General features: G+C 54.0%; 20 protein-coding genes and 1 tRNA gene. 13 read left to right on the top strand and 8 right to left on the bottom strand.

Annotated elements, in window-relative coordinates; translation table 11 throughout:
• The first annotated feature begins 17 nt into the window (after positions 1 to 17).
• Positions 18 to 317, top strand: a complete 300-nt coding sequence (locus AC6I9Z_RS00350; protein ID WP_461458053.1) for a hypothetical protein — start codon at positions 18 to 20, stop codon at positions 315 to 317.
• A 75-nt stretch (positions 318 to 392) separates the two neighbouring features.
• Here the strand turns inward: AC6I9Z_RS00350 and AC6I9Z_RS00345 are convergent, their stop codons facing one another.
• The 3 genes from AC6I9Z_RS00345 to AC6I9Z_RS00335 all read right to left on the bottom strand — a co-directional run bounded on the left by AC6I9Z_RS00345 (position 393) and on the right by AC6I9Z_RS00335 (position 5,759).
• On the bottom strand, positions 393 to 1,436 hold the full coding sequence (locus AC6I9Z_RS00345) for a hypothetical protein (protein WP_497811093.1): 1,044 nt from the start codon (positions 1,434 to 1,436) through the stop codon (positions 393 to 395).
• A gap of 37 nt (positions 1,437 to 1,473) precedes the next feature.
• A complete protein-coding gene (gene clpB, locus AC6I9Z_RS00340) occupies positions 1,474 to 4,071 on the bottom strand; it encodes an ATP-dependent chaperone ClpB (protein ID WP_461458057.1) in 2,598 nt (865 codons plus the stop codon).
• 89 nt (positions 4,072 to 4,160) lie between these two features.
• Positions 4,161 to 5,759 carry a leucyl aminopeptidase gene (locus AC6I9Z_RS00335; protein WP_461458059.1) on the bottom strand — a complete coding sequence of 533 codons (1,599 nt, stop codon included), beginning with the start codon at positions 5,757 to 5,759 and terminating at the stop codon, positions 4,161 to 4,163.
• A 114-nt stretch (positions 5,760 to 5,873) separates the two neighbouring features.
• Between AC6I9Z_RS00335 and AC6I9Z_RS00330 the strand changes: the two genes are divergently transcribed.
• Entirely contained in the window at positions 5,874 to 8,057 is a 2,184-nt protein-coding gene (locus AC6I9Z_RS00330; RefSeq protein ID WP_461458061.1) for an acylase, read from the top strand.
• Positions 8,058 to 8,076: 19 nt separating this feature from the next.
• On the opposite strand, the gene AC6I9Z_RS00325 is transcribed toward AC6I9Z_RS00330, so the two are convergent.
• Both AC6I9Z_RS00325 and AC6I9Z_RS00320 read right to left on the bottom strand, forming a co-directional pair.
• A complete protein-coding gene (locus AC6I9Z_RS00325; RefSeq protein ID WP_461458063.1) occupies positions 8,077 to 10,416 on the bottom strand; it encodes a thiamine pyrophosphate-binding protein in 2,340 nt (779 codons plus the stop codon).
• 99 nt (positions 10,417 to 10,515) lie between these two features.
• Positions 10,516 to 10,592 (bottom strand) — tRNA-Pro (locus AC6I9Z_RS00320).
• 301 nt (positions 10,593 to 10,893) lie between these two features.
• On the opposite strand from AC6I9Z_RS00320, the gene yajC reads away from it, so the two are divergent.
• Genes yajC through AC6I9Z_RS00300 form a run of 4 tightly spaced genes read left to right on the top strand, consistent with a single transcriptional unit; the run spans position 10,894 to position 14,246 of the window.
• Positions 10,894 to 11,223, top strand: coding sequence for a preprotein translocase subunit YajC (gene yajC, locus AC6I9Z_RS00315; protein WP_461458065.1), 330 nt, complete (start codon positions 10,894 to 10,896; stop codon positions 11,221 to 11,223).
• A gap of 28 nt (positions 11,224 to 11,251) precedes the next feature.
• A complete protein-coding gene (gene secD, locus AC6I9Z_RS00310; protein WP_461458067.1) occupies positions 11,252 to 12,856 on the top strand; it encodes a protein translocase subunit SecD in 1,605 nt (534 codons plus the stop codon).
• A gap of 12 nt (positions 12,857 to 12,868) precedes the next feature.
• On the top strand, positions 12,869 to 13,852 hold the full coding sequence (secF, locus tag AC6I9Z_RS00305; RefSeq protein ID WP_461458069.1) for a protein translocase subunit SecF: 984 nt from the start codon (positions 12,869 to 12,871) through the stop codon (positions 13,850 to 13,852).
• 13 nt (positions 13,853 to 13,865) lie between these two features.
• Positions 13,866 to 14,246 carry an MTH938/NDUFAF3 family protein gene (locus AC6I9Z_RS00300; RefSeq protein ID WP_461458071.1) on the top strand — a complete coding sequence of 127 codons (381 nt, stop codon included), beginning with the start codon at positions 13,866 to 13,868 and terminating at the stop codon, positions 14,244 to 14,246.
• Here AC6I9Z_RS00300 and AC6I9Z_RS00295 read toward each other — a convergent pair.
• Both AC6I9Z_RS00295 and AC6I9Z_RS00290 read right to left on the bottom strand, forming a co-directional pair.
• The gene (locus tag AC6I9Z_RS00295; RefSeq protein WP_461458072.1) at positions 14,243 to 15,418 is read right to left on the bottom strand and encodes a glycosyltransferase; all 1,176 of its coding nucleotides are present in this window, start codon (positions 15,416 to 15,418) and stop codon (positions 14,243 to 14,245) included. The two genes, AC6I9Z_RS00300 and AC6I9Z_RS00295, sit on opposite strands and share 4 nt — an antisense overlap.
• 23 nt (positions 15,419 to 15,441) lie before the next feature.
• Positions 15,442 to 16,005, bottom strand: coding sequence for a helix-turn-helix domain-containing protein (locus AC6I9Z_RS00290; protein ID WP_461458074.1), 564 nt, complete (start codon positions 16,003 to 16,005; stop codon positions 15,442 to 15,444).
• A 102-nt stretch (positions 16,006 to 16,107) separates the two neighbouring features.
• Between AC6I9Z_RS00290 and AC6I9Z_RS00285 the strand changes: the two genes are divergently transcribed.
• The 7 genes from AC6I9Z_RS00285 to AC6I9Z_RS00255 all read left to right on the top strand — a co-directional run bounded on the left by AC6I9Z_RS00285 (position 16,108) and on the right by AC6I9Z_RS00255 (position 21,562).
• Positions 16,108 to 16,629, top strand: coding sequence for a DUF6456 domain-containing protein (locus AC6I9Z_RS00285; protein WP_461458076.1), 522 nt, complete (start codon positions 16,108 to 16,110; stop codon positions 16,627 to 16,629).
• Between the two features lie 105 nt (positions 16,630 to 16,734).
• Entirely contained in the window at positions 16,735 to 17,844 is a 1,110-nt protein-coding gene (locus tag AC6I9Z_RS00280) for an S-(hydroxymethyl)glutathione dehydrogenase/class III alcohol dehydrogenase (RefSeq protein WP_461458078.1), read from the top strand.
• Positions 17,845 to 17,867: 23 nt separating this feature from the next.
• Positions 17,868 to 18,260 (top strand): VOC family protein, encoded by a 393-nt coding sequence (locus AC6I9Z_RS00275; protein ID WP_461458080.1) that lies wholly within the window; start codon positions 17,868 to 17,870, stop codon positions 18,258 to 18,260.
• Positions 18,236 to 19,093, top strand: coding sequence for an S-formylglutathione hydrolase (gene fghA / locus AC6I9Z_RS00270; RefSeq protein ID WP_461458082.1), 858 nt, complete (start codon positions 18,236 to 18,238; stop codon positions 19,091 to 19,093). The genes AC6I9Z_RS00275 and fghA overlap by 25 nt, the downstream gene beginning before the upstream one ends.
• Positions 19,093 to 20,253, top strand: a complete 1,161-nt coding sequence (locus AC6I9Z_RS00265; RefSeq protein ID WP_461458084.1) for an acyl-CoA dehydrogenase family protein — start codon at positions 19,093 to 19,095, stop codon at positions 20,251 to 20,253. The genes fghA and AC6I9Z_RS00265 overlap by 1 nt, the downstream gene beginning before the upstream one ends.
• 112 nt (positions 20,254 to 20,365) lie before the next feature.
• Positions 20,366 to 20,893: a c-type cytochrome gene (locus tag AC6I9Z_RS00260; protein ID WP_461458086.1), complete on the top strand. Its 528-nt coding sequence runs from the start codon at positions 20,366 to 20,368 to the stop codon at positions 20,891 to 20,893.
• 6 nt (positions 20,894 to 20,899) lie between these two features.
• On the top strand, positions 20,900 to 21,562 hold the full coding sequence (locus AC6I9Z_RS00255) for a cytochrome b/b6 domain-containing protein (protein ID WP_461458088.1): 663 nt from the start codon (positions 20,900 to 20,902) through the stop codon (positions 21,560 to 21,562).
• A gap of 4 nt (positions 21,563 to 21,566) precedes the next feature.
• Here the strand turns inward: AC6I9Z_RS00255 and ggt are convergent, their stop codons facing one another.
• Entirely contained in the window at positions 21,567 to 23,360 is a 1,794-nt protein-coding gene (ggt, locus tag AC6I9Z_RS00250; RefSeq protein WP_461458089.1) for a gamma-glutamyltransferase, read from the bottom strand.
• Positions 23,361 to 23,416: the final 56 nt, after the last annotated feature.

Genomic DNA, 23,416 nt, shown 5'->3' with positions numbered 1-23,416 from the left:
AATTTCTGGAGATGGTTATGAAATTACGTAAATATGCTGCCATATTGGCGGGTGCCTCCATGATGACTCTACCCAGTATGGCATCTGCTGAAGTCGCTTCCGATAACGTGTCTGAAAAGGCTCAAAAGCCGAAGAAGATAACGGACAGACGCGATCCTGAATATGTACGCTGCCGTTCGGAGCCGGTTATCGGGTCTCGGGTGAAGAAAAAGCGCATCTGCATGACCAATCGGGAATGGAAGCGTTTTAATGCTGAGGGCAATAGGCGCGCCAATGAATTGGTAAAGGACCATCAATCAGGTCTGGGAGGTGGTTAGCTTCGAGGCCAACTAATCGGTTGGTTCTGTTTGCTGATATTACCGGTCAGGCGCTTATTTCTTGATCACGGGCCACTAGATTAGTGTCTGATTTAAATTCATTGCTATCTTCTGACTCTCTGCCACTGCTTTCGTCCAAGTCGCGACCATTTCAATTTCGGCGCCATGCAATTCTGCAACTTTTTGCTGTTCCTGCTGTCGCGCGTTCGCGTCGAACACTTCGCCTGGCTTGGTTTGATCCAGTTTTGAATGGCTGTTAAAGGCGGGACCTTGTAGGACCGAAGAGATTTGTTCATGGGCGAGGTCAAGCTCATATAAGTCTGCTAGAGCCTTAATAGTGTCTTGTGAGCGCGACAGAAATGTTTCGCTATCCAGTGTTCTTACTCGATCGCGGCCAATAGCTTCGATTATTCTCGAAAATAGTGCATGCTGGGATAGCCAACCGATAGCAGCAACTTGCAAATCCGTTAACTGCAGCAGCTCATCTTGCGAAAATCCGCCTACTGCATAACCGTCCTTCAGAGTGCCGATTAGCACATCGCGTACCCAGATGCGGCCCCACATCTCCTTTTTTGCAATGGATTTAAGGAAGCTTTCAATCGGTGCGTAAAGAAGCAGTGCCTTGGCATCGGGTCGCATGCGCAGCATTTCAATCGCCAGTGGGTTGCAGATATTGGAAGGCTTGATGATCACAGCGTGATCGTCGCCAAAGGGCCGGGCGAGGAGGTTCAGGCTTTGCTTGATGACTTGATGTTGTTTGGCGGGATCGGCACCGCGCCGTCGCCATCCGATCATGTCATTCAGGACGACGGGCTCTTTGAGCCCCATGGACACTCCCTCAATGTCAAAGGCCCGCGCCAACATGGTTGAGCAACAGTAGGCCGAATGGAATATGAAGTGGATCGGTGCTGTATTCGGAAGCATCTCGGGAAGCTGGGAACGGTCAAACGCCTTGAACTGGTCAATATTGGGCAGATGTTCGTCGGTGATGAAAGTGCATTGGCGATGTACATCACGCGGGACCGAGAGGAACCGGAAAGCGTCATTCACTTCATCATAGCGGTGGGCCAAATAACTGGCATCGCCCAATATTTCATCTTGTTGCACAGCGCTGATCATGATCATTGTCTGCCTAAGATCGGCAGCGCGCGCAAGATCAACCTTCTGTCGCTGTCGCCACCGGTACCATTTCCAGTGCCCCGTCGCCTTCGTCAATCTGCAATGTGCTGTTATCCGGCACATTGCCGCGCAAGATCATGTCTGCCAGCGGATCTTGCAGATATTTCTGGATCGCGCGTTTCAGCGGCCTTGCGCCGTATACGGGATCATAGCCGACGCGGCCGAGCCAGCGCTTGGCTGCATCGGTCAATTCGAGAACAATCTTACGATCCTTAAGCAGTTTCTGAACCCTGGCGACCTGAATCTCGACAATCGGTGCCATATGTTCTTCGGCGAGGCGATGGAACAGGATGATCTCGTCAAGCCGATTGAGAAATTCCGGCCGAAAATGTGCACGGACGACTTCCATGACTTGCGGCTCAACATCCTTGACTTTTTCGTCATCTTTTAGGTTTGCCATATACTGGCTGCCGAGATTTGAAGTGAGAATGATCAACGTGTTAGAGAAGTCCACGACCCGGCCCTGGCCATCGGTCAAACGGCCGTCATCAAGTACTTGCAACAGAACGTTGAACACGTCCCCATGCGCTTTCTCAACCTCGTCAAACAAAATGACCTGATAAGGTCGGCGTCTTACTGCCTCGGTTAGCACACCGCCTTCTTCATAACCGACATAGCCGGGAGGCGCGCCGATCAGGCGAGCGACGCTGTGCTTCTCCATAAATTCAGACATGTCGATGCGAACCATCGCCTGATCATCATCGAACAGGAATCCGGCTAGTGCCTTCGTAAGCTCTGTCTTGCCGACACCGGTGGGGCCGAGGAAGAGGAAGCTTCCGAGTGGGCGATTGGGGTCTTGCAAGCCGGCACGGGAACGGCGGACAGCGGCAGATACAGCGTCTATCGCATCTTTCTGACCAATGACCCGCTTACCGATCAACTCTTCCATGGCGAGTAGTTTTTCGCGCTCACCTTCGAGCATCTTGTCAACGGGGATACCGGTCCAGCGGGACACGACTGATGCGATGTCTTCACTTACCACTTCCTCACGCAGCATAGCGCCTTCAGTGGCGTCTGCCGCCTGTTCCAGTTTTTTCTCCAGATCGGGGATCTTGCCGTAACTCAGCTCGCCAGCCTTGGCGAGATCACCGGCCCGTTCCGCCTGTTCGAGCTCTAGACGGGCCGCATCCAGCTCTTCCTTCAGATGCGCTTCGGCGTGGATTTTGTCCTTCTCGCCCTGCCAACGGGTCGTAAGCTCCGTGGATTTCTGTTCAAGTTCCGCCAGTTCCTTTTCCAGGGCTTCCAGACGGCTTTTAGACGCGTCATCGCTTTCCTTGGACAGCGCTTCACGCTCAATTTTCATCTGGATAATCCGCCGGTCGAGGGTTTCGATTTCCTCCGGCTTGGACTCGACCTCCATACGGATGCGCGATGCCGCTTCGTCCATCAGATCGATGGCTTTATCCGGCAGGAAACGGTCGGAAATATAACGGTGCGACAGGGTTGCGGCGCTCACCAGTGCCCCATCGGTAATCCGCACGCCATGGTGCAGCTCATATTTTTCCTTTAGTCCGCGCAGGATCGAGATGGTATCTTCCACCGTTGGTTCGCCAATAACAACGGGTTGGAAGCGCCGTTGCAGGGCAGGGTCTTTTTCGACATGTTTCTGATATTCATCCAGCGTAGTCGCACCAATACAATGCAGTTCGCCGCGCGCCAGAGCAGGCTTTAACAGATTGCTTGCATCCATCGCCCCTTCAGAAGCACCTGCGCCAATCAGCGTATGCATCTCGTCAATGAACAATATGATTTCACCATCAGCCCCTCGCACTTCGTCCAGGACACCTTTAAGCCGTTCTTCAAATTCGCCTCGGTATTTCGCGCCTGCAATCAGCGAACCCATATCGAGTGCCATCAAGCGCCGATCCTTCAGGCTATCTGGGACATCGCCATTGGCAATGCGCAGTGCTAATCCCTCGGCGATAGCGGTTTTACCCACACCCGGTTCACCGATCAGTACAGGATTATTCTTGGTTCGACGCGCCAAAATCTGAATGGTACGACGGATTTCTTCATCCCGACCGATGACTGGGTCCATCTTGCCTTCGCGGGCGGCTTCGGTCAGGTCGCGCGCGAATTTCTTCATCGCTTCATAGCGATCTTCGGCTGAAGCCGTGTCCGCTGTGCGCCCGCCGCGTAGCTCGTTGATCGCGCTGTTCAGTGCATCTGGTGTCACACCTGCATTGGTGAGGGCTTTTCCCGCTGCGGTGTCTTTGGACAGGGTCAGAGCAAGCAATAGCCGCTCGACAGTGACAAAGCTGTCACCCGCTTTCTCGGCAACCTGTTCGGCCTGATCCAGTACTCGCACCGCATCATTGTTCAGGCCCGGTGTTTGCTGTGCGCCGCTGCCGGATACCGCTGGGATTTTTGCCAGCACATCGTCTGTTTCGAGATGAGCCTGTTTGGCATTGCCGCCTGCTTTTGCAATCAGACCAGCCGCCATGCCCTGATCATCTTCAAGCAGCGCCTTCAACAGATGTGCTGCAGTGATCTGCTGGTGGTTCATACGAATGGCCACTGTCTGCGCCGATTGCAAAAAACCTTTGGCGCGATCTGTAAACTTCTCGAGATTCATTGTCCCGTTCCCTCATCTCTGGTTCTCACCAGATATGGAGTGATAATTTTATCACACAAGGGAGCGGGACAAATAATTGTTACAAAAGCTTATTTGGCAGTCCAGTCGCGTGCTAGTTGATCGAGCAAGCGGACGCCAAAGCCGGATGCCCCTTTTGGCGTCAGCGGCTTTGCCGAATTGTTCCAGTCGACACCGGCAATATCCAGATGAGCCCAAGGCATTGATTCATCGATAAAATAACCGATAAAATGAGCCCCGGCACTCGCGCCTGGCGCGTCTGTGACACCCGAATTTTTTACATCGGCAATATCCGAACGGATGGCCTTGGCATAAGCAGGATGCAGAGGCAGCCGCCATAGATGTTCGCCGCTATCCTCTGCAGCTTTCAGCAAACGATCAGCAATCTCATCCTCCCGCGCAAATAGCCCGGCATATTGATCGCCCACCGCGCGTCCAACTGATCCGGTCAAGGTTGCGATATCAACCAGCGCAAATGGCTTGTAGCGATCTGCTACATATTGCACGGCATCGGCGAGCACCAACCGGCCCTCCGCATCCGTGCTGAGGATTTCGATGGTCTTTCCGCCATAGGTTCGCACCACATCGCCGGGGCGCTGGGCATTGGCACCGGGCATATTTTCGGCCAGCGCGGCTACTGCTACAATGTTAACTGGTGCACGGCTCTTGGCCAGCGACAATGTCGTACCCATCACGGCGGCGGCTCCCGACATGTCGGCCTTCATCGCCCACATGCCCTTGTTTGGCTTGATCGAGATGCCGCCCGTGTCAAAGGTAATCCCTTTGCCAGCCAAAGCCAGTGGGGCGCCGGTTCCGCCTGTATAGCTAACCACCATCATCCGTGAACCGCGCGGGCTGCCCTGACCCACGCCGACAATTGCTCCCATATTCATCTTGCGCATCGCCGCTTCGTCCAGAACTTCGATGCGGATATTGGGGACGCCCTTGAACGCCGCGCTCACCCGTTCAACAAAGCTTTGCGGATAAAGCGTATTGGCCGGTTCGCTCTGCAGGTCACGGACCATTCTAACACTGTCCGCAAGATGTTTGTAACGATTGTTCCACAGAGCTTGAGCTGCCGATGCTGATGGGCCGGCTATTGTAACGCTCTGCGCGGCGGGTGCTGTTTCGACATCTGTCTGATAACGATCAAAACGATATTGACCGAGGTCCAAGCCAAGTGCAGCTTCAGCCATTGCGGCGGCATCTGGAGCCCCGACAATCGCCAGCTCCGAACCTTCCTTCATCAGTTTTTGCACGGCGCTACCAGCGGCTGATTTCCAGTCCAGTCCTGCATCTTCCGGCCCCGCTTTATCTGGTTGGGCTGCTCCAGCGAGCATGATAAGCGGACGATTGCCAATGCCGCGCAGCTTTAAGTTGGTGCCGGTTTTTCCCTTGAACTCGGCAGAGGCTATAGCTGCTTCTACGGCGCTGCGTTCAGCGGGGGAAAGGGCCGGAATATCCGGCAACTCAGCGCTTTGCATTAGAATGATTAAGCCGGCATCGGCAGGGGCCTGAACAGCAAAGGCAATTGGACGTTCGGCGCTGTTGGAAACAGTACTAGCCGGAACACCGGATCCAACTACAGATTGTGCCGATGTCGGGGCGGCAAAGGCGAGTGTGGACAGAGCTGAGAACATGGCAAGGCGAGAGATTTTTGATTTCGGCATGAGTTATCCTTTGTGGCTTTGACGATGGGGAGGCTACCCGGTTGACCAATGTCACAACATTGCGCAAGAACGATGCAAAGGGCAAGGTCGATTGCCATAGAAAAAGGAAATGAAATGAAGGTGATCAGGCGAATTGGAATAGGATTGTTGATCCTGATTTTGCTGGTTGCCATCGCGCTGGCGGTTTGGGAACCGATGAGCGTCTCACCTGCATCTCCGCCGCCCAAAAAAGATTATGAAGCGCGTATCGTTCGCGATAATTTCGGCGTGCCGCATATTTTCGGCAAGACCGATGCCGATGTCGCTTATGGCGTTGCATATGCCCATGCCGAGGATGATTTCATAACGCTGCAAGAGGTTACCGCGATGACCCGCGGACGCCTCGCAACACTTAACGGTGCGGATGGTGCGCCGATTGATTTTGTCGCGGCGCTACTTGATGTCGATGGTACGGTGAAGCGCAAATATGACGATCTGCCAGAGGATGTACGCGCAGTGCTGGACGGCTATGCTTCGGGCCTGAATGCTTATGCTGAAGAGCATCCAGATGAGGTCAGCTTGTCCAAGTTATTCCCGGTCAATGGACGTGATATTGCTGCTGGATTCGCATTGCGTTCGCCGTTTTTCTTCGGGCTTAATGGCCCTATACAAGCGCTAACCGAGGGTAAGCCGCTGCGCCGAGAAGGTGGACCCAGCCTGGCTGTGCCGATTGAAAATCGCACCGTTCACCCGCTTAGCGAGGACAAGATAATTACGCCAGTCGGTCCGGATCCTGATGAAAATGGATCCAATGCTTATGCGATTGCACCGGAGCGTTCGACCGATGATAAAACCCGGCTGATTTCTAACTCGCATCAGCCTTTGCGCGGTAACGTCGCGTGGTATGAGCTAGTTGTCCATAGCGATGAAGGTTGGGACTTTGCAGGGGCCAATTTCCCGGGATCACCTTTCCCGTTTCTGGGGCATAACAAGAATCTGGGCTGGACCAACACGGTCAACCGGCCCGATCTCATCGATATCTATAAGCTTACGCTCAACGAAAAGGGTAATGCCTATAAATTTGATGGCGAATGGTTGCCGCTGGAGAAAAAGCGAGTCTGGCTGAAAATCAAATATGGACCGTTCGTGATTCCATATCCGCAGATGATCTACCGGTCGGTCCATGGTCCGGTAATCATGAACGGTAACGGCGCCTATGCGCTGCGCTATGCGGGCATGGATCAACTCGACATGCTGACCCAATATTATCGCATCAACAAGGCGCAGGATTTTGATGAGTGGCAAGCGGCAATGGCTGGGCAGGGCGTGCCGGCGACCAATTTCATCTATGCCGATGCCAAGGGTAACATCGGAATGTTCTACAACGCCATGTTCCCCGATCGCGCGCCCGGCTTTGATTGGCGCACCGTTTTACCCGGCGATAATCCCAATGCGGTCTGGCAGAATAGTTTGCCGTTCACGCGGGTTCCGGCGTTGATCAATCCCGGTTCCGGCTATGTTATGAACGCGAATAATACACCCTATGTCGCGGCCGGACCAGGCGATGAACTGAACCCGGAAACCTTTTCTCCGCTGATGGGGATAGAGGATGACCAGACGAACCGGTCGCGCCGCTCGATCGAATTGCTGGAAGCCAATGGCAAGATCGGTGAAGAAGAAATTCGCCGGATCAAGTACGATACCGCCTATGTTCGGGCTGGCTATGCCAAGGATTGGCTCGACAAGATTGCCGCACTGGACCTAAAAGACGATCCCGAACTTGCCAAGGCCCAAGCCTTGCTCGCCAAATGGGACTGGGACCTTGATGGTAAGGGACCTGCCGACGCTCTGGCGCTAAAAATATTGCGACCTGCAAACAAGGCGCATTATCAACGCGGTGAAGTCCCTGATCCCCGGGAAATCTTGCAGGAAACGGTCGACCATCTGAACCAATATTTCGATCGCATCGACCCGCCCATGCTCGAGGTCCTGCGCCTGCGGCAAGGCGACGTCGACCTTCCCATTGATGGTGGCAATGACACCATCCGTGCGTCTACTTTGTGGGACATTGATGACGACGGCCGTCTGTCGGTGCGCCATGGCGACAGTTTCATCATGTTTGTTGAATGGGACAAGGCAGGGGCTGTCACGTCCCGTTCGATCCAGCCGTTTGGGGCCGCGACAACCCGTCCCGATAGTCCGCACTATACAGACCAGATGCAGCTATTTGTGGATAAGAAGCTGAAGCCCGTATGGTTTGATCCGGCGGAGTTGGAGAAGAACAAAGCCAGCGAGAAGGTAATCGGATCAGCAAGATAATGGCACGACAGGCAGCTGGCTAAGCTAGGAAAAGCTCTGCTGCTGCATCAATAATCGCGCTCTCGTTTATACGGTAGGCATTGTAAAGGTCTGGCAAGTCTCCCGTTTGGCCAAACCGATCTGTGCCGAGGGGGCTGACCTTCATCCCATTTACGGCGCCTAGCCAGGACAAAGCCGACGGAGAGCCATCGAGAACCGTTATCAGGCCTGCATCAGGGGATAATTGGTCCAGCAAGCGTTTGGCATGGCACGGACTGTCATCCCTGCCTTCCCATCGAGAAGCCCGCTGTTCTGACCATCCGCGATGTAGCAAATCCGGTGAAGTTACGTTCATCAAGCCCAACCCGGGGATGTCGGTCACCAGACTGTCATAAGCCTGCAATACTTCGGGCGCGATGGCCCCTGTAAACGCAATAGCCGCTTCTGCTCCTTCGGCAGGTTGTCGCAGCCAATAGGCGCCTTTGAGCGCATCGGCTTCCCAATCATCATTGTCCCGTTCAATCTGTGCAATTGATCGCGTGCTGAGACGTAAGTAGGTGGAGCTACCGTCTTTCTGTTGCATGTGATCAAAGGCCCAGCGCATCATCAACGCCACTTCATCGGCCCATGCCGGTTCAAAATAGACGAGCCCAGGCTGTCCAATCCCGATCAGCGGCGTGTTGATCGATTGATGGGCACCGCCTTCCGGCCCTAGCGTGAGGCCGGACGGAGTGCCTACGAGAAGAAAGCGTGCATCCTGATAACAGCCATAGTTAAGTGCATCGAGGCCGCGGGCAATGAAGGGATCATAGACCGTTCCCACCGGTAGTAGCCGGGTTCCGAAATGAGGTGCCGTCAGTCCCATGGATGTAAGCATGAGGAAGAAATTATTCTCCGCTATGCCCAATTCGATATGCTGACCCGCGCCATGCGCTGACCATTTTTGTGCAGACGGAATTTGGGCTTGTTGGAAAACGTCAGCCACTTCCTGCCGCCGAAACAGGCCGCGCTGGTTCACAAAGGCACCCAGATTGGTTGTCTGGGTAACGTCGGGAGCCGTGGTGACGATCCGGTTACCAATTTCTTCCCCCGATTTGGCTAGATTCAAAAGAATTTTACCGAACGCAGCTTGGGTTGACTGTTCATCACCAGCGGGCACCGCAAAACGCTCCGGGATGGCTACTGTCGGGGCCGTCGCCTCCGATCTGTGCTGCGCCAATGCACTGTCCTCGACGAAGGCCTTCAGCTGCGCCGCCGCATTGTCGCCCATGCCGCCATAGGCTTCCCATTCCGAACCTCTTTTGATCCCGAGGCTTTTGCGATAACCATCCATTTGCGTCGGGTTCATCATGCCGGAATGATTGTCCTTGTGGCCAGCCAAAGGCAGACCAAATCCCTTGACGGTATAAGCAATGAACAAGGTTGGTCGGTCGTCATCGCAGGCATCAAAGGCGTCTGACAGCGTTTCGACACAATGGCCGCCGAGATTGGTCATCAGATCGGCGAGGGTATCATCATCGAAGCCGGCGAGCAGCTTTTTCACATTGGGCTTGTTGCCGATATCTTTGACTAGCCGTTTGCGCCATGCCTTGCCGCCTTGATATGTAAGTGCGGCAAAATCGGCATTGGGGCAATTCTCGATCCATTGTTCCAGTGTCTTGCCACCGGGTTTGTTGAACGCCGCCTGCTGCCGCTTGCCGTATTTTAAGGTTACCACACGCCAGCCGCAGGTTTCGAAAATATCGTCAAAACGGCGGAACATCCGGTCTGCTGTCGTGCTGTCCAGTGATTGCCGGTTATAATCCACCACCCACCAGCAGTTTCTAATGTCATGTTTATAAGCTTCGATCAGGCATTCATAGATATTGCCTTCGTCCAGCTCGGCATCGCCCATCAAGGCGATCATCCGGCCGGCATCGCTTTCTTCCAGTTGCCCATGGGCGATCAGATAGTCCTGCATCAAACTGGAAAACGCGGTTACCGCGACGCCGAGGCCGACCGATCCTGTCGAAAAGTCAACCGGAATGCTGTCTTTGGTTCGCGATGGGTAACTTTGAACACCGCCGAGACCGCGAAAGCGCTCCAGCTTTTCCTGTGTCTGATTGCCGAGCAAATAGTGAATGGCATGGAGGACGGGGCCGGCATGCGGTTTCACCGCAACTTTGTCTTGCGGCCTCAGCGCATGAAAATAGAGCGCGGCCATGATCGCTGTCATGGAGGAGCAACTTGCTTGATGGCCACCGACTTTAAGCCCGTCACGCTTTTCCCGGATATGGTTGGCATTGTGGACGGTCCACGAAGACAGCCACCGCAACCGTGACTCCAACAGCTCCAGCATCTGCATTTCATTTGATGTGTTGTTGTTTGTTTTGGTGGTCATGATCATGGCGTCCCAGATGAAGCTACAGTCATTCCATAGACATCATGATCAATGTGTACCAGCTTCCGAATCAAGCCAAAACCGGTAAAACTTTGAAATTGGTCGGGACGAGAGGATTCGAACCTCCGACCCCCACACCCCCAGTGTGATGCGCTACCAGGCTGCGCTACGTCCCGACCGTCAGTGCGGCGTTGCCGACCGAGCCAGCGCGTATATGGTGGTCCTGCATCCTTGGCAAGTTTTTTGGGCATAGGATTTGACCCTTTATGTTTGGCACACTTGATCTCCCGGATTGCTGCTCCCATCTACGGTTGGTATTTTATCAGCTGTCCAATTTGATTGTTTTGGCATAGCTAAAGATTGCTTTCACTGGGGGTGCATGATAGGCGCGCGCAGCATTGATGTCCGGCATTTTGTGCAAACAATAATGGCGGTCAACCAGCCTGGGAATAGGGCTGTTACATTGGGGATATTAATATGACTTCACTACTAATCACGGCACAGGCAGCTTCCGGCGGAGCGGGTGGATTTCTTGTTTCAATTATGCCGTTAGTCCTGATTTTTGCCGTTTTCTATTTTCTGCTGATCCGTCCACAGCAAAAGAAGATGAAAGAGCATCAGGGTAAAATCTCTGCCGTTCAGAAAAACGATGAAGTCATTACCGGCGGCGGTCTGGTTGGCAAGGCGATGAAAGTCGATGACGAATATGTTGAGGTTGAGATCGCCAAAGGTATTCGCGTTAAAGCGGTTAAGGCTACGTTATCTGACGTGGTGCCACGTGGTAGCGGCAAACCAGCCAACGATTGAACCTGTTTAGGGAACGGATAATTTTACGATGTTAGATTTCCCGCGCTGGAAAGTCATTTCCATATCTTTGCTGCTGGCTTTTGGCGTTTTGATGTCACTTCCCAGCCTGTTTTTTGGCGAAAGTCATAAATATTGGCCAGCTTTCCTGCCGGATGAAACCATCAATCTCGGTCTCGATTTATCCGGTGGCAGTCATATTCTCCTGGAAGCGGAACCTGCTGACGTGGCGGAAACCCGCTTGCAGACAATGGAAGAGTCCGTTCGGGCCGAAATGCGCCGCGCCAATCCCCGCATCAATATCGGTGATATTTCAAGAAGGGATGGCGTGCTCTCTTTCATGGTACGCGATTCCACACAAGTCGACGCCGCACGCGATGTCTTGGAGCCGCTGACTACCGGTGCTGGCCTGACGGGTCAGCGAGACTGGGATATTGAAGTACGTGATGATACACGCTTCGTTGTCTCTCCGACATCTGCCGGGCTTGAAAATGCCGTTGATAACGCAATGGATACTGCGACTGATGTGATCCGGCGGCGTATCGATGAAATGGGTACACGCGAACCTACTATCATCCGGCAAGGCGATACACGGATCGTTGTTCAGGTGCCTGGTCTCGAGGATCCGGAGGCTTTGAAGGAGCTGCTTGGCAAAACTGCCAAATTGGAATTTAAACTGGTTGATTTTGAAGCTGACCCCAACGCCATCGCCGAAGGGCGTGCGCCGGTCGGTAGCCAGGTTTTCCCTTATCCGGACAATCCTTCGGGTCTGCCGAATATTGCGGTGAAGCGTCTTGGCGGTATTTCCGGCGACAAGTTGACCGATGCCGGGCAGGGATTTGATCCGGATACGAATGCACCGGTTGTGAACATTACATTCGACACCGAAGGCGGAGCAAAATTCGCCCGGTTGACCCAAAATAATGTCGGTCGCCCCTTTGCCATAATATTGGATGGCGTGGTTCTTTCTGCGCCAAATATCAATGAACCGATTTTGGGTGGCTCAGCCCAGATCTCCGGCAATTTTACTGTCGAAGAAGCGAACCAGCTTTCTATCGCTCTGCGCTCGGGCGCCCTGCCAGTTGAGCTGCAGGTCGTGGAAGAACGGACGGTTGGCCCCGATCTTGGTGCCGATTCCATCCGCAAGGGCATGATTGCCGCTATTATTGGTACAGCGGCGGTGCTGGCATTCATGGTCGTTACTTATGGTCGCTTTGGTTTTTATGCTAATTTTGCACTGGCGCTGAACCTCTTCCTGATCCTCGGAGTCATGGCGATTTTCAATGCAACCCTAACATTGCCGGGCATTGCCGGTTTCATTCTGACCGTCGGCTCGGCCGTCGATGCGAATGTGCTGATCAATGAACGGATACGCGAAGAAAGACGGCGCGGCAGACGCGTGGTGCAAGCGGTGGAGGTTGGTTACAAGGAAGCCTCTAGAGCGATATTTGACGCCAACATCACCAACGTCATCGCCGGCTTGTTGCTGTTTATTTTCGGTTCCGGCCCGGTTCGCGGTTTTGCCGTGGTTCTGATTATCGGAATTGTTACATCGGTCTTTACCGCTGTTGTTGTGACACGGATGCTGGTCGCACTGTGGTTGCGTCGTACCCGTCCACAAGAGCTGGTTATATAGGAGGGAATGGTCATGAAACTTCTCAAACTCGTTCCCGATAATACCAATATCGCATTCCTTAAATGGCGAAATATTGCCGTTGCCATAAGCATCTTGATGATCATTGGTTCCATGGCATTGGTTGCACAACGTGGGCTGAACTTCGGTGTTGATTTCGTCGGCGGTCAGATGATCCGTACCACCTTTACTCAGACCGCTGATGCACCGATTACGGAGCTGCGCGAAAAAGTTGGCGCGTTAGGATATGGTGACCCAACCATCCAACGCTTTGGTCAGCCTAATGAGGTATCGATCCGCATGAAGCTGCCCGAAGGCGCGGATCAGGATCCGGAATTGGCCAATACAATGGCCGATCAGATTACCGGCATGTTGAAGGCCGATTATCCCGACGTCCGCATTGATGGCGTAGATTCTGTTTCCGGCAAGGTGTCAGAAGAGCTCTTATCGAAAGGCGTTTGGTCGCTGGTTGGAGCGATGTTGGCAATTACGCTCTACATCTGGATCCGGTTTGAGTGGCAATTCGGTGCCGGAGCGCTGTTTGCTTTGTTTCACGATGTTTCACTGACCTTCGGGTTTTTCGCGCTCACACAGCTCGAGTTCAACCTCAATATCGTGGCGGCGTTACTAACCATTATCGGCTATTCGTTAAACGATACGATTGTCGTTTACGACCGGATCAGGGAGAATCTGAAGAAATATCGCAAAATGGATATTATTGCATTGCTTGACCTATCGGTGAACGAGACATTGGCACGCACGGTGATGACCAGTCTGACCATGTTGGTTGCGCTGATTGCGTTGATCATCTGGGGCCCCGATGTAATCTTCGGTTTTGCAGCGGCAATGTTCCTAGGTGTGTTCATTGGTACTTATTCTTCGGTTTATATGGCTGCGCCCATATTGATCTGGCTGAAAGTCGGACCTGATAGTTTCGTGCCACCGGAAGCTGCCGGTGGGCAGGCTGAAAAAATCGGTGGGCCTGAAGAAGTCGGTTGATTGTTGAAGGCTGATGGTTGAGCTCAGGCGAGATGTTGAATTTGCCGGGCCGGTTGTCACCGGTTTTACTCCCAATGGCTTTAAAGTTGGAGACCGGCGGTTTGACAATGGCTTGTTGCTTTCGCCGGAACAGGCGCTGCCCTGGGCCGCGCCCGCACGCGATGAGCTGAATCTGAAGGAGATTATGGCTGCTCTGAACTTATCGCCAAATCCTGAGTTTCTGCTTTTTGGTAGCGGTACAAAGATGGAGCAGCCACCGGCGGCTTTTCGCCGGGCGGCGGATGCCGCAAAACTGGGTATTGAAGTCATGGATAGTCGAGCGGCGGCGCGGGCCTGGGGTGTGTTGCGGGCAGAAGAGCGCTGGATTATTGGTGCGTTCATGCCGCTCGGTTAACGGCCGACAATCTCCAAGAACAGCTTTACCAACGCATCGCCGTTATTTTTCCAGCTGAATTGGCTGACGCTAGCGCGTACATCGCTCGGTGCCGGTGGATGAGCTAAAATGGCTTTGATAGCGTCGGCAATTGCCGGGCTATTTTGTTTCACAATCCTCCCCGCAGTATCTGATCGCACCAGTTCCCGAGCTCCACCAGCTTCGCTGATGATGATCGGTGTGCCGCAGGATAGAGATTCTACCCAGGCGTTGGCCAGCCCTTCGGATTTTGACGGCAGAATAGAAATGTCGGCCGCTGCGATTAATCCCGGTAACTCATCGTGGGGGACGTTGCCGAGGAAGCGAACGCGGTCTTTGACACCCAGCTTGTCTGCCAGTGCCCAATAAGCCTTTTCTTCCTCACCCTTGCCCGCCAGCATCAAGGTGGCATCGGGGAAAGACTGTATCGCCTCGATCACCAGCGCTTGGTTCTTCCTCTGAATGAGCGCGCCAACGCAGATGAACAATGGCCCAGGAACATCCAGTTCCTTCTTCATAGCAGCGCGGTCAACTGGCACGAATTTCTGAGAATCAAGACCGGTATAGTGGACCGAGATCTTGTCACCCTCCATGCCAAGATCAACCATATCCTGTTTCAGTGCTTTGGACACCGCCAGTAAGCCAGAAGCTTTGTCGGCCGCGTGTAATATCTGTGGCAGGCATTTGGCAATGCTTCCCCAATGATGAATGTCCGCCCCGCGCGCCTTCACGGTAAAAGGAATGCCAAGCTCGTTAGACAGGCGCATTGCCGCAGGGCCATCCGGATAGAAAAACTCCGTATCAATCAGGTCAAACGGTTTTGCATGATGCAGCTTCCTGACCAGCGGCATGATGGCTTGTGCAATCCGCACCGGATTTTTGGAGCCACCAATTTTTGGGATCAGGCGGAAGCGAGGACGATGGACATTAAGCCCGTGCCAGTGTTCGTGCTCTGGCAGATCCGCAAGCGCGCGATAGGGCGGAAGACTTCGTAGTGGCAGTGGCGGGATCCCGATGGGGTTGATGATCGTGACATCGGCTTCGGCTCTGCTCGCCAACTCTGCTGTTTGCCGTTCGACAAATATCCCGAAATTGGGCGAGGCTTCATTGGGGAACAATGTCGATAGCGTTAATATGTTGAGCGGGCGGGGCATCGGATTGCCTTAGCGGAGAGCCCTTAAAGCGCTCTTACCAGCCTAACGGCGACACCAATCCACTCCGGATCTTTGACGACTTGTTGCCTTGCACCGCTGCCCAGCGGTAAAATCTGGATCATATCGCCTTCTCGGCCGATCAGGCGGCCGAAAAGAAAGCGTCCAGCAGGACGCGGCACCAATATATCGCGGTTCAGGGCGGCGCCATATTGATCCGGGACCCGGCGTGACAGCCAGACATCATCACCGGAGCGATAGTCGCCTATGCTGCTTTTGACACGCAGAGCGACCATATCTGCCTCTATCGTCGGCTGTAAAATAGTTTCGGTCTTCCTAAGGGCATGAGCGCCCTTGTGATCCAGTATCGCCGCTACCGGCAATTCATCCTGATCGGGAAGCGCGAGCAATTCCGCACTGTCGACGTCAAGCGCATCCGCGATCCGGTTAAGCCACGCTAGCGACAGCGTTCGCATTCCGGTTTCGAGCCGGCCGATGGTTTGCGCAGTTGTAGGCGGCTCGCAGCGTTTTGCGATATCATCGAGCGTCAAACCCTTGGCTTTGCGAACATCTCTTATGCGGCTAATCATGGTTGACTCCAGCTGGCAAAATGAAACCTATATGGTTTCTTCTTTCCTACATATTCTCCAAAATGGCAAGGGATATCCGGATCATTTGAAAAGGAGTGTATCTTGCCATCAATCAGAACAGATAAATTGAAAGACCCTCGTATATTGGCGGAACGGCCTTTGCCCCAAGATGGCAGGGATTGCGCCAACGCTGGTGCCCGAAAACGTCCGGCACGCAGCGTGACGGTTAACCTGTCAGAATCACCCTTGGGCTGGCTCCATGCAAGGGGACATCTGACGGATCGCCAGTTTGATGGCGGTGAAAAACTCCGGGCAGACTGGGAGCGGGCCAATTTACCGCCCAATACCACTATGAGTTGGAACATGGTGCCACCTACCGGAGGGCGACGCGCTGCGGCGGAAATGCTGAACGCGACCGAAGCGCAAATTGCGGCCAGGCAGCGTTTTGATAGTGCCATCTTGCATCTCGGCACTGATTTGTCCGACATTGCCTGGCGGATCATCTGCGCAGGGGAAGGGGTTCCTGCGGCGGAAAAAAATCTCGGTTGGCCCGCACGATCAGGAAAGCTGGTCTTGAAAATTGCGCTAGATCGGCTCGCCAATTTTTACCGTTTGCCGGAATAGAAATTGGTCGGCCTGATAATATGATGGAACGCTTGAATCCGGTTGATTGCGCGCGATGATAAGATAAGGTTGCAGGCAGACCAAACTGTCAGGAAACACCGCCTTATGAAAACCCGCGCTGCCGTTGCCTTTGAAGCCAAGAAACCGCTGGAAATTGTCGAGCTGGATCTGGAAGGTCCAAAGGCAGGTGAAGTTCTGGTCGAGATCATGGCGACCGGCATCTGTCATACGGACGCATACACGCTAGATGGGCTCGATAGCGAAGGAAAATTCCCCAGTGTATTGGGCCATGAAGGGGCTGGCATAGTCCGCGAAGTGGGTGCCGGTGTGACATCGGTTGCACCAGATGATCATGTGATCCCGCTTTACACTCCGGAATGCCGGCAATGTAAATCCTGCCTCTCCGGTAAGACCAACCTGTGTACAGCAATCCGGTCAACACAGGGACAGGGCCTCATGCCTGATGGGACTAGCCGGATGTCCTATAAGGGCGAGGCGATTTATCATTATATGGGATGTTCCACTTTTTCCAATTTCATCGTGCTGCCTGAAATTGCCGTGGCCAAAATTCGTACCGATGCACCATTTGACAAGAGCTGTTATATCGGTTGCGGTGTAACCACCGGCGTTGGCGCAGTCACCAACACAGCGAAGGTGGAACCCGGCGCGAATGTGATCGTTTTCGGTCTCGGCGGCATTGGCCTGAACGTTATTCAGGGTGCCCGGATGGTCGGGGCGGACAAGATTATTGGCGTCGATTTAAACGCCGACAAGGAAGAATGGGGTCGCAAATTTGGCATGACCCATTTCGTTAATCCCAAAGATGTCAGCGGGGACATAGTCGAACATCTTGTCGCTTTGACCGATGGCGGCGCCGATTACACTTTTGATTGCACTGGTAACACCGATGTGATGCGCCAAGCGCTTGAGGCCTGTCACCGCGGCTGGGGCGAGAGCATCATCATTGGCGTGGCCGAAGCAGGCAAGGAGATCACCACCCGGCCATTTCAGTTGGTTACCGGCCGCGTCTGGAAGGGTACGGCCTTTGGCGGTGCCCGCGGGCGGACGGATGTTCCGAAAATCGTGGACTGGTATGTGAACGGCAAGATTGAGATTGATCCGATGATCACACACACGTTGACGCTCGAAGAAATCAACCAAGGCTTTGACCTGATGCATGCAGGTGAAAGTATCCGAAGCGTCGTAGTTTTTTAAGAAATTCAATAAAGGAGAGAGTTATGTTCAGTCACGTCATGGTGGGTTCTAATGACATTGAAAGATCAAAGTCATTTTACAACGCGGTGCTTGCCACGCTGGGTGCTGGTGAACCGATGGTGGACGTCAAAGAAGATGGGACGACCCGACTTTTCTATATCCACAACGGTAATATTTTCAGCGTCAGCCAGCCGATTGACGGTCAGTCTGCTACTGTCGCCAACGGCGCTACAATCGGTTTCGCCTGCACTTCACCGGAACAAGTCAAAGAATTTCATGATGTTGCGGTTGATAATGGCGCAACGTCAATTGAAGATCCTCCGGGACCAAGGGATTCGACGATGGGTCAGATGCATCTATCTTATGTGCGCGACCCCGATGGCCATAAATTATGCGCTATGTATCGACCCGGATGAGTGCACTAAAAACAATATCTGAAAACCGAGCATTTGGCGGAGTGCAGGGGGTTTATTCCCATGCCTCCGCCGAAACCAAAACGGATATGGCTTTCGCTGTTTTTGTGCCCGCGTATGAGGATGGCGCGGCGCTGCCTGTGCTCTGGTATTTATCCGGTCTGACCTGCACCCATGCTAATGTGATGGATAAGGGCGAATATCGAAGGTTAGCGAAGGAATTGGGACTGATCATTGTCTGCCCTGATACGTCGCCACGCGGTGACGATATGGCGGACGATGAAGCCTATGATATGGGGCAAGGCGCAGGCTTCTATGTTGATGCGACAGAACAGCCTTGGTCAACCAATTTCCGGATGCGCAGCTATATTGAGCAGGAATTGCCTGCTTTGATCGCTGAAGCATTTCCGGCGGACATGAAGCGGCAGGGCATATTTGGTCATAGCATGGGCGGCCATGGAGCTCTCACCATTGCGCTGCGCAATCCTGATCGTTTCAAAAGTGTCTCGGCCTTTGCACCGATTGTGTCCCCGCTAAATTGTCCATGGGGACACAAAGCGCTGGGCGGATATCTCGGTGCCGATCAGAACGTTTGGCGAGACTATGATGCTTGTGCGCTAATTGAAGACGGGGCGCGGGTTGCGGATATTCTTGTCGATCAAGGCACGGCAGATCAGTTTCTCGAAGAGCAGCTTAAACCAAATTTGTTAGTGGCGGCATGTGAACGGGCGGCTATCCCTCTGACGCTGAATATGCGCGAAGGATATGATCATAGTTATTTCACGATCTCGACATTCATGGATGATCATTTGCGCTGGCATGCGGAGCGGCTCTGATGTGGAATGATACGCCAGAAATAGCGCAAATGCGCGAAGCCGTGCGCGCCTTGTGCAGCGATTTCCCTGGCCGTTATTGGCGGGAGAAAGATCGGGAGCGCGCCTATCCCAGAGAATTTGTCGATGCTCTCACAAAGGCTGGCTTTCTTGCTGCGCTGATCCCTGAGGAATATGGCGGAAGCGGGCTTGGTTTGTCGGCTGCAGCGGCCATCCTTGAGGAAATTCATGGCAGTGGCTGCAATGCCAGTGCGTGCCATGCGCAGATGTATATCATGGGTACGATCTTGCGCGATGGCAGCGAGGCGCAGAAGCAGCAATATCTTCCCAAGATCGCAACCGGTGAACTGCGATTGCAAGCCTTTGGTGTGACCGAGCCGGGGAGCGGAACCAATACCTTAGGTCTCAAAACCACCGCGGTTCGCGATGGCGACGACTATGTAATCAACGGCCAAAAGGTATGGACCAGCCGTGCGGAATATAGCGACCTAATGGTCCTGCTCGCTCGGACAACACCGCAGGATCAGGTGCAGAAGCGGACCGATGGTCTGTCTGTCTTTATCGTCGATATGCGTGAGGCGGTTGGCAATGGACTGACCATCAAGCCTATTCGAACCATGATCAATCACAGCACAACCGAGGTCTATTTCGATGATCTGCGTGTGCCTGCGAAGAACATCATTGGCGAGGAAGGCAAGGGGCTGCGCTATATTCTCAACGGTATGAATGCCGAGCGGGTTTTGATCGCGGCTGAATGTATCGGTGATGCGCGCTGGTTTACCAGAAAGGCGTCACATTATGCCAGTGAGCGAGAGGTGTTTGATCGTCCTATCGGCCAAAACCAGGGCGTTCAGTTCCCCATCGCGCGCAGCTATGCGCAAACCGAGGCAGCAGATCTGATGGTACGCAAGGCAGCAGCCATGTTCGATGCTGGCGAAGGCATGGCTGCGGAAGCGAATATGGCAAAAATGCTCGCGTCCGAAGCATCATGGGCGGCCGGCGAAGCGTGCATGCAGACCCATGGCGGTTTCGCCTTTGCCGAGGATTATGACATTGAACGCAAATGGCGCGAGACCCGGCTCTACCAAATTGCGCCGATCTCGACGAACCTGATCCTTTCCTATCTGGCGGAGCATGTATTGGATCTTCCGCGCTCCTATTAGTGATTATCCCCGGTATTATTGTTTTTATGGGGACTGGTCAGATTGGCAGTTTTCCTGTAATTCTTTCTAATCTCGACATTTCTCGGGAAGCTTAAAAGATATGGAGGCCTTGATGAAAACGCTTAGGGTAAAGATTGTAGCTCCGGCTATCGCAACAATGATGTTGCTAAGTGCATGTGGCGAAAGTGGCGGATCCGACGCTGCTTCAGAAGCCTCCAGCGAAGCGGCCACCGTACAACTACCCAATGGCATGACGATCCAGCAGCAGATTGAGGCACGACAGGGTCAGCTTGAAAAAGTGGGCGACGCGTTCAAGGCGATCAGCGATCAACTGAAAGCCAGCAGTCCCGATATTGCTGTCATCCAGGAAGCCGCAGCTGCGGTTCCGGAAGCCACCGAAGGCATGGCGGACTGGTGGCCGGAAAGCAGTGGTCCTGAGTCCGGTGTTGAAACGGACGCGCTCCCCGCCATCTGGGAAAATATGACAGACTTCCAGGAGAAGGTCGGCAATATGCAGGAGGCCGCCGCGACACTTAACACGACTGCACAGGGCGGCGATATGGCGGCCATTGGTGAGGCGTTCAAGGCAACAGGCGGCACCTGCAAGGCCTGTCATGATGACTATCGTCTGGACGACTAGCTTGCGATGACCTCCGGTACGCCGCAGACGCTGGTCTGGGACTGGACGATCCGCCTGTTTCACTGGCTGATCGTCCTGCTCATCCCGTTTCTTTGGTGGACCGCTGAAGAAGGCATGATGGACTGGCACCGGCGGCTGGGTCTGACCATGTTTACCCTCGTGCTGTTTCGTCTGATTTGGGGCTTTGCGGGCACATGGACAGCTCGTTTTGTCCCTATGATCAAAAGACTGGGATCGCTCCCTACCTATGTTCGCGGCCTGATCGCACGCCAGAACAGTCCATCTTTCGGCCATAGCCCGGTTGGCACATTAGCGGTTTTTGCGCTGTTGACGGCTTTGTCCATTCAGGTTGGAACCGGCCTGTTTTCTGTCGATGTCGATGGCCTGGAATCCGGGCCTTTGGCGATTCTGGTGAGCTTCAAGACCGGCCGCGAGATTGCCGACTTTCACGAACTGAACTTCGATATATTGGTAGCGCTGATTGCACTGCATATCATCGCTGTCGCCACCTACCGGTTGGTACTGAAAAATGATCTGGTTCGCCCGATGGTGACAGGCCGCCGCGGCGATGTCGAGCCGGTTTCGGTCGTGAAGATACGCCCTGTTGCCCTCATCGTCAGCGTGGCTATCGCCGCGGCCGGTCTATACGTGGTTATGAACGCCGGTTAGCCGCTCAATAGCCCAGCGCCTGCCCATCCTTCCGCATTTCGGTGGCGCCATGATAGACGCCTGTTTCCGGATCGCGGACTATCGCCTGATAGCCGCCGAACATCACGCCGTTATCAACCCGCTTGACCTTGTGACCCATCGCCTTGAGCCGCTCAACCGTGGCATCTGAAATGCCCGGTTCCACATTCAGCGTGCCGAGCAGATCCGCGCCAGTACCGGCCAGATCGTTGGTCGGTTGCCGTCCGCCATCATGGTTGAGCCGCGCGGCATCACCCGCTTCCTGCAGATTCATGCCATAATCGACCATGTTGATCATCACCTGCACATGACCCTGTGGTTGCATGCCGCCGCCCATCAAGCCGAAAGACATATAGGGTTTGCCGTCTTTTTTCATGAACGCGGGGATGATTGTCTGGAACGGGCGTTTGCCCGGCGCATAGACATTGGGATGGGCGGGATCGAGCGAGTAAAGCTCCCCGCGATCCTGAAACATGAAACCCAGACCATCTGCAACCAGACCACTGCCCATGCCGCGATAGTTGGACTGGATCAGTGACACCATCATGCCGTCCTTGTCGGCAACGGTCAGATAGGTCGTATCCCCTTCGCCTTCCAGCTTGGGCTCGCCCGGACCAAATTCCGGCGACGCCTTGGCTGGATCGATCAGCGCGAACCGCTCCTTGCCGTAAGCATCACTGAGCAGCCAATCTAGAGGGGCCGGCGACATGTCCGGATCCGCATAGAAACGCGCAACATCTTCAAAGGCCAGTCGTTTGGCTTCGGTGATATAATGCAGCACCTCGGCGCTGCCGCGTGGATATTGCGCGAGGTCGATATTCTTAAGGATATTGGCCATTTGCAGCGCCGCAAAGCCCTGGCTGTTCGGTGGAAGTTCACACAATTCATAGCCCTTGCGATAGGTCACACAGCCCGGTTCAACCCATTTGCTGCTATGGGCCGCAAAATCCTCATAGCGCAAATTGCCACCGATGCGTTTGAAATAGCTATCCATTGTCCGGGCGATTTCACCTTCGTAAAACACATCGCGGCCACCTTCGGCAATCTTCGTCAATGTGCTGGCGAGGTCCGGATTTTTGAAAATCTTTCCTTCCTTCGGCGGGCCATCCGCAAAATAGGTCGCGCGTGCATTGTCAAACTCTCCGATCATATCGAGACGTTCTTCAAAGCGTTTCAGATTGCGGCTGAAATAATAGCCGATGACTGGTGAAACGGGGTGGCCGTCATTGGCATAGTCAATCGTCGGCGCGAGTATATCGGCCATACTCAGCTTGCCAAACCGTTGATGCATTTCAAACCAGCCATCGATTGTGCCGGGTACCGTCACCGGTAAGGGGCCAAAAGGCGGGATGCTCTTTCGTCCATCAAGCTGCGCGATAAATTCATCATAGGATGTGCCCATCGGGCTTTTGCCCGAAGCATTGAGACCATAGAGCTTTTGCGTTTTGGGATCCCAGATGATGGCAAAAAGATCGCCGCCAATACCGTTGCCAGTAGGTTCCATCAGACCAAGCGCCGCATTGGCGGCAATGGCGGCATCGACGGCCGTACCGCCTTTCTTGAGGATATCAATCGCTACCTGGCTAGCCAAGGGATGGGCCGTCGCGGCCATGCCATTGGCCGCATAAACGGGACTGCGGGCCCACGCTTCGCCAACCGGCCGTCCACCGCCGCCAATTTCCAATACCGGTTTTGCGGCAGTTTCTTTTCCTTCTTGCGCAGAGGCAGGAGTGATGCTGAGCATCGAAACGAGCAAGGCTGGGAAGATGATTTTATTCATAAGAAAGTCCCTTGGGCTGGTGCGTTGCGTCCCTTGCAGGGCGACAGATGAGACAG

It is taken from the genome of Parasphingorhabdus sp. (assembly GCF_059726685.1).
Note: the sequence above shows the minus strand (reverse complement) of the source record. Positions and strands in the feature narration are given on the sequence as shown.